Source organism: Octadecabacter ascidiaceicola, from assembly GCF_900185015.1.
Classification (GTDB): Bacteria; Pseudomonadota; Alphaproteobacteria; order Rhodobacterales; family Rhodobacteraceae; genus Octadecabacter; species Octadecabacter ascidiaceicola.
Genome location: NZ_FXYD01000001.1, coordinates 895,214 through 908,033, shown reverse-complemented (window position 1 = coordinate 908,033; position 12,820 = coordinate 895,214). Strand labels below are relative to the sequence as shown.

The window sequence follows — 12,820 nt, the reverse complement described above, 5'->3', positions numbered from 1 at the left end:
AGCTTAGGCGCCACCACCAACCGGGCAAATTTCACTGCCGTTTGCGTTACCGTTGTGGTCATAGCAGATACCATTGGGTGCGAAACGGGGACGTGTAAAAATTGCATTCTCGAAGGTGAAAGCACCAAGACCAATACTAAAGTTTGGCTCATAATCGACCCATGTTTGCACCAGGATCAGCGTTTCACGATGAGGCATGACCGGGATTTCGTCCCTTCCATCCATTTGTGCCAAACCATTGTTGTTGAGCGTACCAGCGCCACCTTTTTGACGGGACCAAACAACGAAATAGTCGCCATTGTCGGTGCCATCGTCAGTGTCATCAATGTACTGGATGAGCGTCACACGCATCTTTGTGAGATCGGTAGAGTTGGTTAAAAAGCGGTGCAAGCGCCATGTATTGTTAATGAACCGGTTGGTGATGTACAATTCTTCCCGGCTAAACGCCTCAGAGATTGTGTACGCAGCCTTAAGGTTAATAGACTGGTTTCGGAACGCGTCAAAGAAAACGAAGGTCGCGATCACGGCCGCGAACAACGTCGGGAACATGATCATCGCTTCGACAACCATTGCGCCTTCATCTTCGCGTCGGAACTGGCGGAGTTTTGATTTGAAGAACTTCAGCATTTATAAAGGCTCCATCACAAAGGCAGCGGTTGCCACCAACGGGTAGTTGCCGTCGCCCCGTATCCGGGACAAGAAATAACCCAGCCCGAATTCAGGCAACATAGGCGAGAATAAGCCGCAGGCGCGGACGACCATCAGTTCGTTCGGAACACCATTGGTATAGTTCCGCGGCGCTTGGTTTGGGTAATCCAAGTTCGTGCAGGATGCATGGCGTGGAATCTGGTTGGTCGCGTTAGATCCAGTGTGCCGCAGATCAATATTACGCATTTCAAGGCGCAAGTTGACCATACAATTTGGAATGATCCCCGCGGAATTGCAGACCATAGTTTTAAACTGCGTTTCTGTGAAGGGGACGCCTGTGTTCAGGCGTACTTCGCGAATAGCCATATCCAACCCACGCTCAACCATAACATGGCGCGTCATGAGCAAGCCAAGCTCAAAGCCCGAAACCGGGATCATGACAAACGGAAGGAATATCAGAGCGAGCTCTAATGATTCACTGCCGTCTTCTTCCTTGCGGAAGAGTCGCAAGAAACGCGCGAGGGATTTGATAGCAAAGATCATATCAATTTCCTTATCGCGTTAGTTTCAGCGCGCGAATGTCAGATGCAATCGCAGAGAATGCGTCCGAAATGTCTGTGCCGGCCACGTCAAAGTAGTGACTTGGCGTACTTGCACAGTCGCGCAGTGCTTCTTGGCCACCGGTTGGCGCTTCAAATGCAACTGTGTATATCACGACGCCTTCGTTGCGGGCGGCGTCACAGATGGCTGACAGGCGCGCATTGGCTTGGTTGCCGTTTACAATCGAATAGTTAAGCGCGTAGTCGGGATCAATGAAGTCAGGACGCCCAGATATGCCGCTTCTATAGGGTAATGCTCGGGCGTTTAGTGCATCCCTCAGAACGGCGTCGTTGACTCGGGACGTGAAATGGATCGCGAACAATTCCTGCCAAGATGCATTCCGGACACTGTTTTGATAGGTTGGGCCTTGCCCTACTGTCAGAACATTTCCTTGGGAGTTCGTACGCGCGGTGATATATTCCGACCGATTGCTAAATCCCATAGGGTAGGACCGAAAGCGGGAATTGTTTGATTGGCCATTCCAATAGAAACGGTCGTCCCAATGATTGTTCTTCGTATGGAAGCCCCTATATTGAACGGACCATCCATTCTGAGCTGCGTCTTGCAGAGGTTGCGTGTCGCTGTCCAAATCGTACCACACGAACGACAACCCAGTTTTGAAGGGCTCAACAAGATCCCATTGGCTGGTGTTTTGGCCATCCGTCATCAATACGAGGATTTTAAGGACGTCGGACTGACCGAAATTTTCGGGGCGGCCGGATGCGATTGCCGGAACACCAGAGTTAGCTGTGCCCGCAAGGTCCGTAATTATCGAACGCGTGCTTGGGTCAAGAAGGGCCACCCCCCACTTCACACCCATGTCGATCGCTGTGTTCCCGAATGCGTGTAGATTTTCGATGGCCGTATGAAGTCTGTCTTCATCTGTCGTGTGGGGAATAATTGCGTTTCTCGTGCCTGCGAAACACCATGGATTCTCTGAAACAGAGTTACCATAGCCATTGTAACCGAAATGAGCGACGTGATTATAGGACCCGTTCAAATCTAGTGCTGTCGACGTAAATTCACTCGCATCAAACAGCAAACACATTGAATGTTCATGGACCCGGTTCACGTTTGGAAAGTGGGGCTCAAGCTGTGGGCCCGGATTAACCACAGCGCTATAGGGGACGATCGAAATCGTAATCAGGCCCTTCGGCGCATTCGTGTTGTTGGCCAGAACCGTCGAAACAAAGTCCCGTGCAGCCGGGCGCAGGTTTTGAATGCGATTGTTCTGGTCCATCGAACTGGACACGTCCAAAACGAGCGAAACTTCAACATCGGTAACACGTTCTTCGGCAGTCGATGTGCCGGAAACGGTGAGCGACGAAAGCTCTGCTGAGAACGGAGAAGAGAAAACAGATGGCAAGTCATAGAAGAACAGCGGCATTTCAGCATCCGCAACCGCAGTAACAACCCGATAGTTGATGCCTTGATCTACGGTACACGTGTCAAGGAACTGGGACATGCCCGCTTTCTCGAAGTAATCGGCGCAAACCTCTGCTGGTGGCAAAACTTGGTCAAGGTCGGCAGCTGCAAGGACTGCGCGGTCCAGCGTACCCTGAAGCTTTGCCCGCGTTGTTTCGAAGCGCATCAGGTCAACGGCCATGCCACCGAACCACAAGATTAAGACGAACATCATTAACGAGAAGATGATGATTGAACCATCTTCGTCACGATGCAGTTTTCTGAAGAGCCCTCGTAGGGATGTTTCTGCAGATAGCAATTTTTTCATCTTCTGTCTCATATTAACCTTCCTCGGCCCTACGCCGCATTCGAATTGCGGACGGATTCAGCCTTGCTCTCGATGGTGCTTAGAACATTGAGGAGTGGCTAAATTAGGGCGAAATTGGGCAGCAAAGTGTTAACGCGCCGTCCATTTCGCGACAGAAGGCGTTAGAATAGGGGGATTGTTTAGAGGTCGAGGACAATCGCCGGATTTTCCTTATTGTCGCGGGAAAATGGTGCGTCAATTTGTCGGGAATTGTGGATTGCTCCCGTTTCTGACCAGATTTGAAACTAACCGACACGGCCGCATAGAATCGTGTTTAACTCGATCTCATCATTAACGTTCGCCGCTTAACCTCTCCGAAAAGTATGTGGTTTAAGTGGAACTGGAACAAGTCTTGAGAGGACAACCAATGAGCGCATCAAACGCAGCAATTAAAGAACCATCCTTCCGTGAGAGCGTTGATATTATGTTCAACCGCGCCGTCGCATTGATGGATCTCCCGCCCGGCCTCGAAGAGAAAATTCGCGTTTGCAATGCCACCTATACTGTTCGATTCGGTGTTCGTTTGCGCGGAAAAATCGAAACATTCACTGGCTACCGATCTGTTCATTCCGAACATATGGAGCCGGTGAAAGGAGGTATTCGCTATTCACTTGGCGTTAACCAAAATGAAGTTGAGGCGCTTGCGGCTTTGATGACCTATAAGTGTGCTCTTGTGGAAACGCCGTTTGGCGGGTCCAAGGGGGGGCTGTGCATTGACCCGCGCGAGTGGGAAGAAGAAGAACTTGAACGCATCACCCGCCGTTTCGCGTATGAATTGGCGAAGCGTGATTTGATCCATCCGTCCCAAAACGTCCCAGCCCCAGATATGGGTACAGGCGAACGAGAAATGGCATGGATCGCGGATCAGTACCGCCGGATGAACACTACAGACATTAACGCAGCAGCTTGCGTTACCGGTAAGCCGACCCACGCGGGTGGTATTCAGGGCCGTGTTGAGGCGACAGGTCGCGGCGTCCAATACGCATTGCAGGAATTCTTCCGTCACCCCGAGGACATCAAGATGGCTGGGTTAAGTGGACAGCTCGACGGCAAGCGCGTCGTTGTGCAGGGGCTAGGTAACGTTGGGTATCATGCCGCGGCGTTTCTTCAAGAAGAAGATGGCTGCGTTATAACCGGCATCATCGAGCGTGATGGTGCGCTGTCGGATGAAGGTGGGTTGGATGTTGATGCCGTCCGCGACTGGATCGCAAAACATGGCGGCGTAAAAGATTACCCAAATGCGACCTACATCGAAAGCGGCGCGCTGGTTCTTGAACAGGATTGCGACATCCTTATTCCCGCGGCACTCGAAGGTGTGATTAACCTCACCAACGCAGCAAACATAAAAGCACCCTTAATTATTGAGGCCGCCAATGGCCCGATTACTGCGGGCGCCGATGAAATTCTACGCGAAAAGGGTACGGTTATCATTCCCGATATGTACGCAAACGCGGGCGGTGTGACCGTGTCGTATTTTGAGTGGGTAAAGAACCTCAGCCATATCCGTTTTGGTCGGATGCAGCGGCGCCAAGAAGAGGCGCGCCATGAATTGATAGTTGGCGAACTTCAGCGCTTGTCTGAACATCTGGGGGACCAATGGTCCATGACGCCGAATTTTAAATCCAAGTACCTGCGCGGCGCGGGCGAGCTTGAATTGGTTCGTTCCGGCCTCGATGACACGATGCGCACAGCATACCAATCCATGCGCGAAGTTTGGCACGCACGTGACGATGTCAAAGACTTGCGCACTGCTGCTTATCTCGTCTCGATTGGCAAAGTCGCAGCGAGCTATCGAGCCAAAGGTCTATAATTCTCTCTCCCTCGGCTCGTTCCACTGGCCGAGGGATTTCGCCGCTACTTATTCAGTAAATGTCGAAATGGGGCGTTGCACCTCGGGCACACTAAAGTAGGGTTGTCTTGGCAAGATCGGTCAAGAGGACAGCATGGGCTATTCAGGGTTCAAGGTAATCAAAGAAGGTTTGTTCGGCCAAAAAGGGTGGAAACCCGTATGGCGTAATCCAGATCCCAAACCTGAATATGACGTGATTGTTATTGGTGGCGGCGGGCATGGGCTTTCAACAGCGTATTACCTTGCTAAGGAACATGGCATCACCAATGTCGCTGTTCTTGAAAAAGGCTACCTTGGTGGCGGGAATGTCGGTCGCAATACCACGATCGTTCGCGCCAACTACATGCTTCCGGGTAACTCCGAATTCTATTCCCATTCTCTGAAACTGTGGGAAGGGATGGAACAAGACCTCAACTATAACACCATGATGTCCCAACGCGGCGTGATGATGTTGTGCCATTCGGATGGCCAGCGTGACTACTTTGCGCGAAGGGGCAATTCGATGGTTAATCAGGGCGATGACGCTGAGTTGTTGACCCCCGAACAGGTGCGTGCCGAGGCGCCAATGATTGATTTCGACAACGTCCGCTTCCCGATTTACGGCGGCCTCATGCATCGTCGCGGCGGAACGGCGCGCCACGATGCGGTTGCGTGGGGCTATGCCCGCGGGGCGGATCAGTGCGGCGTCGATCTAATCCAGAACTGCGAAGTGACGGGGATTGATATTGAGGGCGGTGTCGTACGCGGGGTGCAAACCAGCCGTGGCGCGATCCGTGCGAAAAAGGTAGCGATCGTTGTTGCAGGGCGGTCAAGCCAAGTGGCGGCAATGGCTGGAATGCGGTTGCCGATTGAAAGCCATGTTTTGCAGGCGTTCGTGTCAGAGGGTCTTAAGCCAATACTGCCCAGCGTGATTAGCTTTGGGATGGGTCACTTCTATATCAGCCAATCTGACAAAGGAGGCTTGGTATTCGGCGGCGACTTGGATTTTTACGCTTCCTATGCTGCGCGTGGTAATCTTCCGATGAAGGAGCACGTGATGGAGGCAGCAATGACGCTGATGCCGTCGATTGGCAAAGCGCGCGTGTTGCGCAGCTGGGGAGGTATTATGGATATGTCGCCCGATGGTTCACCGATTATCGACAAAACTGAAACCGAAGGCCTCTTTTTGAATTGCGGTTGGTGTTATGGCGGCTTCAAGGCCGTGCCTGGGTCTGGCTATAGCTATGCGCACCTCATTGCCAAGGGAGAACACCATGCTCCTGCAGCCCGTTTCCGTCTTGATCGTTTCCGTACCGGAGTGGGTCTGATGGATGAAGAAGGCACCGGCGCTCAGCACAATTTACACTAGGATCAAACATGCGCCTGCCATGCCCCATCTGCGGTGATCGCGATCGCCGGGAATTTTACTACCAAGGTCACGCGACCATGTTGAATCGGCCCTCAGCTGATGCAGGAACGGCCACTTGGGATGATTACCTTCACAATCGAGAAAACCCAGCCGGTGAAACCCGTGATCTCTGGCACCACGAAGCAGGGTGCGGTGCGTGGATCGTTGTGACACGAAATACCGTCACCCATGAAGTGTCCGGCGCGGTTCTGGCAGAAAAGGCTAAGACATGAGGATCGCAGGCAAAGGTTTGAACCCAGACGGCGCGCCGCTTTCTTTTACGTTTGATGGCAAGCCATATGCTGGACGCGAAGGCGACACGCTTTCTGCGGCGTTATTGGCAAATGGAGTGCGCCTTATGGGGCGTTCGTTCAAGTATCACCGCCCACGTGGGGCTCTGACAGCGGGTTCCGAGGAACCGAACGCGTTGGTCACAGTCGGGGCCGATGCGCGACAGGACGCCAACATTCGCGCCACCACGCAATCGTTGTACGATGGGCTTAGTGCGCGTAGCCAGAATGCGTGGCCGTCGCTGAAACACGATGCGATGGCGGTGAATGATCTCGCCGCGCCGTTCTTAAGTGCTGGATTTTATTATAAAACCTTCATGTGGCCGAAAGCGTTTTGGGAAAGAGTGTACGAGCCGATCATTCGCCGTGCTGCCGGACTGGGCGCGTTGTCGGGCGACGCAGTTGAAGAGATCTATGAGAAAGCGTTCGCCTATTGTGATGTCCTGATTATCGGCGCTGGGCCGGCGGGTATCATGGCGGCGCTTACGGCGGCAAAGGCTGGCGCGGACGTGATTTTGGCGGACGAAGACACCCAAATGGGCGGTCGGTTGTTGGCCGAAACGGGTGAAATTGATGGCCACGCTGGTTCCGACTGGGTCAAGCGCCAGTTGGAAGCGCTCGCTCAGATGGACAACGTTCGCTTGATGCCACGCACCACCGTCACAGGTGTGTATGATCAAGGAACGTTCAGCGCGCTTGAGCAGGTGAGCGAGCAGAATGCACCGTTGAATACGCCCCGCGAGTGTTTTTGGCGCATTACTGCGAAACGCTCGATCCTGTGTGCAGGTGCTCTAGAGCGCCCTATTGCATTCCCGAACAACGATCGCCCGGGGATTATGCTCGCCTCGGCCGTTCGGGCCTACCTAAACCGTTGGGGTGTTGCGGCTGGCAAGGCTGTGACGGTTTTTGCCAATAACGATGATGCGCATCGCACTGCGATGGATTTGATTGATGCCGGCGTGCGTGTTGCGGGCGTTATCGATAGCCGTTCAGATGCAAAGGCGCAGGGTGACTACCCACTGTTCAAAGGCGCGCAGGTTATTGCCACCAAAGGGCGGCGTGGTTTGCAAAGTATTACTGTTCAAGATGCGAACGGCACCCATGAGATCGAAACGGATTGTCTCGCGATGTCAGGTGGTTGGAACCCGTCTGTGCATCTTACGTGTCATATGAATGGACGGCCAACTTGGTCTGATGACATCCTGAGCTTCGTTCCGATGGATGGGTCAATTCCTGATATGTCGGTTGCTGGCGCAGCGCGTGGAAAGTTTTCGACGTTAGAATGTTTAGAGGACGGGATTGCGGTTGCAACAGCGGCGGTCACGTCGCTTGATTTGAAGCCGCAAAAGACCGAGACTCCAACCGCAGAAGACACTCCGTATGCCATCGAAGCGCTCTGGCAGGTGGAAGGTAAGGGGCGGAAATGGCTCGATTTTCAGAATGATGTGCACGTGAAGGATGTGCGTCTCGCAGCGCAAGAGAACTTCCGCAGCGTTGAGCATATGAAGCGGTATACGACGCAAGGAATGGCCACCGATCAGGGGAAAAATTCGAATGTAGCCGCGCTCGCGGTGCTGGCAGATGCCACTGGGCGCGGTATTCCGGAAACGGGCACGACGACGTTCCGCCCGCCTTATGTACCAGTCTCGATTGCTGCGATGGGTGCTGGATCACAGGGCCACGGTTTCGCGCCTGAGCGCCACTTGACGTCCCACACCGCGAGCGTTGATCGCAATGCGCCGATGATTGAAGTTGGGCTTTGGTATCGTGCGAGCTACTTCCCGAAGCCAAACGAAACCACATGGCTTGAAGCCTGTAATCGCGAAGTGAACATGGTACGCAACCATGTTGGCGTGTGTGATGTTTCGACCTTGGGCAAGATCGATATTCAGGGGCCGGATGCGGCCGAGTTCCTCGATTTCGTCTACTGCAACACGTTTTCTAGCCTGAAAGAAAACCGTGTGCGCTATGGCTTGATGCTGCGTGAAGATGGGCATGTCATGGACGATGGCACCACTGCGCGATTGGGGCCGAACCACTATGTGATGACAACAACGACCGCTGCGGCGGGGCAGGTGATGAAGCACGTCGATTGGGTTAGCCAGGCCCTGCGTCCCGATCTGGATGTGCGTTTTGCCTCAGTCACCGAACAATGGGCGCAGTTTGCGGTTGCTGGGCCGAAGTCACGTGAGTTGTTAAACACGATTCTGGACGAGCAGATTGATAACGACAGTTGGCCGTTTATGGCTTGTGGCGACGTCAGCGTTGCAGGCGTTCAGGGGCGCTTGTTCCGCATCTCGTTCTCAGGCGAACACGCTTATGAAATCGCGGTGCCAGCGCGCTATGGTGCGTCGCTGTTTGGGCTACTTACGACACAGGCTGAGGCGATGGGTGGCGGGCTTTATGGGATGGAAGCCCTGAACGTGTTGCGGATCGAAAAGGGATTTATCACCCATGCGGAAATTCATGGTCGCGTGACGGCATTTGATATCGGGTTTGACCGCATGGTGAGCCAGAAGAAAGACTGCATCGGCAATGCGATGTCACGCCGCGAGGGGTTACTGGATTCGGAACGTGAACAGATGGTCGGGCTGAAACCTGTTGAAATTGCTGACAAGTTAACAGCAGGTGCACATTTGTTTGTCGAAGGTGCGGACGCCGTTAGTGAAAACGATCAAGGGTATGTCACCTCCGTTTGTCACTCACCTACGCTGGGGTATGATATCGGTTTGGGTTTCTTGAAGGACGGTCCAAACCGCTATGGTGAACGGGTTATGTTGGTCGACCACGTGCGCGACAATCACGTGCTGTGCGAGATTTGCCATCCTGTCTTCATTGATCCCGAAGGAGGGCTTGCCCGTGGTTAAATTGATCGCCAGAACCGCTTGTGCAGGGTTGCTTCCAAAGACAATCGGCACAATTACGTTGGCTGAAATTGCCGCCGCGCCGGTTACGTTGATTGCCCCACATAGGGGGCAGAAAAAGGCCACGTCAGACGCATTGAAAGCAGCTGTTGGCGTTGGGTTTCCTGCGCCCAACCGCTGCGTCGGAATAGCCCCGCGTGCGATGTGGTGCGGCAAGGATCAGGCGCTACTAATTGGGGTGGGTTGCCCGGAACTAAGGGGCACCGCTTGCATCGATCACTCGGATGCATGGGCGATTGTCCAGATTGAGGGTGCCGATGCGGTGGCGGTTCTTTCGCGCCTTACACCCATTGATCTGCGTGCGACCGAGTTCAAAGCTGGCCATACGGCCCGCACGCTGATCGGTCATATGACGGGCGGCATCACGCGCCTTGGGTCGCAAAGTTTCGAAGTTATGGTGATGCGTTCAATGGCAGGCACGTTGGTGCATGACCTAACCCAAGCGGCCGAAAACATTGCTGCACGAGCGGTAAATGCACGCTAGCAGACGATAACTGCGACCTCTTCTTTGACGGTTACTCCCTTTGCCTCAAGCTCGTCGATGACGGCCTGCTGCGCTTCGGAAAGTGACCACGGCGTGATGTAGATTTCGCGTAAATTCGGGATCGTTTTAAGAACCGAAAAGTCAGCCACTGTTGAGGTATCAAGATCAAGCACTTCTAGGCTCGGGTGACGGCGCAGGGCTTCAAGGCTGGTGACGTCCGCGTAGCTTAGATTGAGTGACTTAAGCTGCGTGAGTTGACGCACAAACGCCATATCGCCTAGATCGGACCCACCAAGAGCCAGTTCTTGCAACCCGCGCAACTGGCCGATGACGCCGTAATCCTGAGCGTTTAGGTCTTGTGCGTGAAGCAACGTCAGGCTGGTGAAGTTCGACAACCCGCTGAGGTCGGTGACTTGGGTTCGCCCGATGTGAAGTTCGTCGAGCTGTATCATCGGCGCGATGTCGGCGAGGTCATCAAAGTCAGTGAAGCTCGCCATGAACGCTGTGACGTGGTCCAGTTCGGCAACTTGCGCATAATCTTCAAGGTAACCGGAATCGAGGTTTAGCCGCCCGCAAACACTTGCGCGGCAGTTTTCGACTTTGGCTTGCGTGGCGGCCAATCGTTCGGCCTGCATGTCTTCATAGGTTTGTGGCGTCCCGCCAGTTTCCAACTGGCAGGCGGACAACATCAACACGGCAGCGGCGACGAAAGCGGGGCTTGGAAATGGCAGCATTGAAAACATCCTTGTCAAATACGTCACAAGGATGGCCCGATCTTATGGGAACACGCAAGTCGTGTATTTCTAGGTTGCATCCTTTGGGCTGATCCGCGCCAGTACACTGCGTTGCGTAATCTGGCCAAGGGCCTTGCCGTTCTCAGTGACCGTCAACGCGCCGAATTCACAGAGATCGTCAATGACTTGGGAAACCGGCGTTTCGGCATCCACCTCATGTCCGCCTGATCCGTCAATCATGACATCACGCGCGCAGAGCACGCCAAGTGGGTTCATATTGGCAACAAAGTCAGCAACATAACCGTTGGCTGGTTTGCTGAAAATTTCACGCGGTGTACCGCATTGCACGATGCGCCCGCCTTCCATGATCGCGATGCGGTTTCCGATTTTGAAGGCCTCATCCAGATCGTGGGAGACGAAAATGATGGTGCGGTTCAGGCGCTGTTGCAAGTCCAGCAGTTCATTTTGAAGACGGGTTCGGATCAGCGGATCAAGCGCGGAAAACGGTTCATCCATCAGTAGGATCGGCGCGTCGGTCACGAACGCACGGGCAAGGCCTACGCGTTGTTGCATGCCGCCCGACAGCTCGCCCACAAGCGCAGTCGCGCGGTCCGCAAGGCCAACGAGTTCCAGCTGTTCATCAACTTTGCGCCGCTTTTCGACCTTGTTCATTCCAGCCAGTTCGAGGCCAAGCCCCACGTTATCGCGCACCGTGCGCCACGGTAGTAGGCCAAACTGTTGAAAGACCATCGAAACGCATTCGCGGCGCAATTTGCGCAGGTCTTTGGCGGGGGCAGAGCCGACTTCGCAGGACCAGTCGCCATCGTGGACAACCACACCACCACGCACAACGGGGTTCAGTCCGTTGACCGACCGCAAAAGCGTAGATTTACCCGATCCAGACAGGCCCATCAGCACAAGGATTTCACCAGCATCCACGTCAAGCGAACAGTTATGAACACCCAGGACCTGTCCGGTCGCTTTCTGAACTTCGGCGCGCTCGCCGCCTTCGTCCATCAGGGGTAGTGCGCTTTCAGGTTTTTCGCCGAACACAATGGAAACATCTTTAAATTCAACAGCTTTCATCGTTTGGCTCCTATACGCAGCAATCGGTCAAGCATGATTGCGACCACCACGATGATCAGGCCACTTTCGAATCCTTTGGCCGTATCAACGGTGTTCAGCGCGCGCACAACTGGCACGCCAAGGCCGTCTGCACCGACCAGTGCCGCGATGACGACCATTGATAGCGACAGCATGATGGTTTGGTTCAACCCTGCCATGATCTGAGGCAGTGCTGAGGGGAGTTCGACCTTGAACAGCTTTTGTCGTTTTGTTGCGCCGAACGCGTCGGCGGCTTCCAACAGTTCGTTCGGCGTTGATGAAATGCCAAGCTGGGTTAGGCGGATCGGGGCGGGCAGCACGAAGATCACAGTGGCGATCAATCCGGGCACCATGCCGATACCGAAGAACACGATCGCAGGGATCAGATAAACAAACGTTGGTAGCGTTTGCATCAGGTCCAACACAGGGCGCATCCACGCGTATAAACGCGGGCGGTGCGCGACGGCGATGCCGATGGGCACGCCGATGGACATACAAACAACACAGGCCGACAACACGAGGCTGAGGCTTTCGGCGGTTTCTTCAAAGTAGCCTTGATCGATGATGAACAGGAAGCCGACGATGATCAGAAGCGTCACCGTGATTTTGCGATGTAGTAGATAGGCGAGAACGGCGAAGAGCGTGACGATCAGGAAGGCATGGGTGTCTTCGGTCCACCCTGGAATGTAGGGTTCAAACCCACGTCCGCCGAGCCAGTTTGTCCCCGGTGGGCGCAGCAAAAGCGCCAGAAGAAATTCGATGAAGGCTTCGGTCAGGTCGGAAAACCCGTCCAAGAAGGGGGCCGCGCCGTCTTTGACGTAGTCAAATCCCGCACGCGCGGTCACACCGACGGGCAGTTTTTCATCCGTCAGGCCCAGCAAACGCTGCGGCAGCCACGTGACGAACCAAATGAGGGCAGGGACGAGCCAGACTACGAAGTCCCACAGCGCGGTAAAACACCATAGAATTCCGTTGAAAAACGAGACAATCCCGTTTCCGATGCTTTGAAAAATGTTCATCCCGTTCCCC

At 54.2% G+C, this 12,820-nt stretch carries 11 protein-coding genes; 5 read left to right on the top strand and 6 right to left on the bottom strand.

Features of this window, described 5'->3' with window-relative positions; genetic code table 11:
• Positions 1-3: 3 nt before the first annotated feature.
• The 3 genes from OCA8868_RS04500 to OCA8868_RS04490 are packed head-to-tail and all read right to left on the bottom strand — an operon-like array spanning position 4 to position 2,980.
• On the bottom strand, positions 4-627 hold the full coding sequence (locus OCA8868_RS04500) for a TadE/TadG family type IV pilus assembly protein (protein ID WP_093995305.1): 624 nt from the start codon (positions 625-627) through the stop codon (positions 4-6).
• Positions 628-1,191 carry a TadE/TadG family type IV pilus assembly protein gene (locus tag OCA8868_RS04495; protein WP_093995304.1) on the bottom strand — a complete coding sequence of 188 codons (564 nt, stop codon included), beginning with the start codon at positions 1,189-1,191 and terminating at the stop codon, positions 628-630.
• 10 nt (positions 1,192-1,201) lie between these two features.
• Positions 1,202-2,980, bottom strand: a complete 1,779-nt coding sequence (locus OCA8868_RS04490) for a TadE/TadG family type IV pilus assembly protein (RefSeq protein ID WP_179214771.1) — start codon at positions 2,978-2,980, stop codon at positions 1,202-1,204.
• Positions 2,981-3,386: 406 nt separating this feature from the next.
• Between OCA8868_RS04490 and OCA8868_RS04485 the strand changes: the two genes are divergently transcribed.
• The 5 genes from OCA8868_RS04485 (at position 3,387) to OCA8868_RS04465 (ending at position 9,953) form a co-directional block, all read left to right on the top strand.
• On the top strand, positions 3,387-4,829 hold the full coding sequence (locus OCA8868_RS04485; protein WP_093995302.1) for a Glu/Leu/Phe/Val family dehydrogenase: 1,443 nt from the start codon (positions 3,387-3,389) through the stop codon (positions 4,827-4,829).
• A 133-nt stretch (positions 4,830-4,962) separates the two neighbouring features.
• A complete protein-coding gene (locus OCA8868_RS04480) occupies positions 4,963-6,216 on the top strand; it encodes a sarcosine oxidase subunit beta family protein (RefSeq protein ID WP_093995301.1) in 1,254 nt (417 codons plus the stop codon).
• An 8-nt stretch (positions 6,217-6,224) separates the two neighbouring features.
• Positions 6,225-6,488 carry a sarcosine oxidase subunit delta gene (locus OCA8868_RS04475; RefSeq protein WP_093995300.1) on the top strand — a complete coding sequence of 88 codons (264 nt, stop codon included), beginning with the start codon at positions 6,225-6,227 and terminating at the stop codon, positions 6,486-6,488.
• Positions 6,485-9,412: a sarcosine oxidase subunit alpha family protein gene (locus tag OCA8868_RS04470; protein ID WP_093995299.1), complete on the top strand. Its 2,928-nt coding sequence runs from the start codon at positions 6,485-6,487 to the stop codon at positions 9,410-9,412. Before OCA8868_RS04475 ends, OCA8868_RS04470 begins: the two co-directional genes overlap by 4 nt.
• Positions 9,405-9,953, top strand: a complete 549-nt coding sequence (locus OCA8868_RS04465; RefSeq protein ID WP_179214770.1) for a sarcosine oxidase subunit gamma — start codon at positions 9,405-9,407, stop codon at positions 9,951-9,953. Before OCA8868_RS04470 ends, OCA8868_RS04465 begins: the two co-directional genes overlap by 8 nt.
• Here OCA8868_RS04465 and OCA8868_RS04460 read toward each other — a convergent pair.
• The 3 genes from OCA8868_RS04460 to choW all read right to left on the bottom strand — a co-directional run bounded on the left by OCA8868_RS04460 (position 9,950) and on the right by choW (position 12,810).
• Complete coding sequence (locus tag OCA8868_RS04460; RefSeq protein WP_143849504.1) at positions 9,950-10,687, bottom strand: leucine-rich repeat domain-containing protein; 738 nt, start codon at positions 10,685-10,687, stop codon at positions 9,950-9,952. The two genes, OCA8868_RS04465 and OCA8868_RS04460, sit on opposite strands and share 4 nt — an antisense overlap.
• A 69-nt stretch (positions 10,688-10,756) precedes the next feature.
• Entirely contained in the window at positions 10,757-11,773 is a 1,017-nt protein-coding gene (gene choV, locus OCA8868_RS04455; protein ID WP_093995296.1) for a choline ABC transporter ATP-binding protein, read from the bottom strand.
• Positions 11,770-12,810, bottom strand: a complete 1,041-nt coding sequence (gene choW, locus OCA8868_RS04450) for a choline ABC transporter permease subunit (protein ID WP_093995295.1) — start codon at positions 12,808-12,810, stop codon at positions 11,770-11,772. The genes choV and choW overlap by 4 nt, the downstream gene beginning before the upstream one ends.
• Positions 12,811-12,820 lie beyond the last annotated feature (10 nt).

Coding starts and splice junctions, on each gene's coding strand:
- OCA8868_RS04500 (WP_093995305.1), bottom strand. CDS start 627: ATGCTGAAGTTCTTCAAATCAAAACTCCGCCAGTTCCGACGCGAAGAT.
- OCA8868_RS04495 (WP_093995304.1), bottom strand. CDS start 1,191: ATGATCTTTGCTATCAAATCCCTCGCGCGTTTCTTGCGACTCTTCCGC.
- OCA8868_RS04490 (WP_179214771.1), bottom strand. CDS start 2,980: ATGAAAAAATTGCTATCTGCAGAAACATCCCTACGAGGGCTCTTCAGA.
- OCA8868_RS04485 (WP_093995302.1), top strand. CDS start 3,387: ATGAGCGCATCAAACGCAGCAATTAAAGAACCATCCTTCCGTGAGAGC.
- OCA8868_RS04480 (WP_093995301.1), top strand. CDS start 4,963: ATGGGCTATTCAGGGTTCAAGGTAATCAAAGAAGGTTTGTTCGGCCAA.
- OCA8868_RS04475 (WP_093995300.1), top strand. CDS start 6,225: ATGCGCCTGCCATGCCCCATCTGCGGTGATCGCGATCGCCGGGAATTT.
- OCA8868_RS04470 (WP_093995299.1), top strand. CDS start 6,485: ATGAGGATCGCAGGCAAAGGTTTGAACCCAGACGGCGCGCCGCTTTCT.
- OCA8868_RS04460 (WP_143849504.1), bottom strand. CDS start 10,687: ATGCTGCCATTTCCAAGCCCCGCTTTCGTCGCCGCTGCCGTGTTGATG.
- choV (WP_093995296.1), bottom strand. CDS start 11,773: ATGAAAGCTGTTGAATTTAAAGATGTTTCCATTGTGTTCGGCGAAAAA.
- choW (WP_093995295.1), bottom strand. CDS start 12,810: ATGAACATTTTTCAAAGCATCGGAAACGGGATTGTCTCGTTTTTCAAC.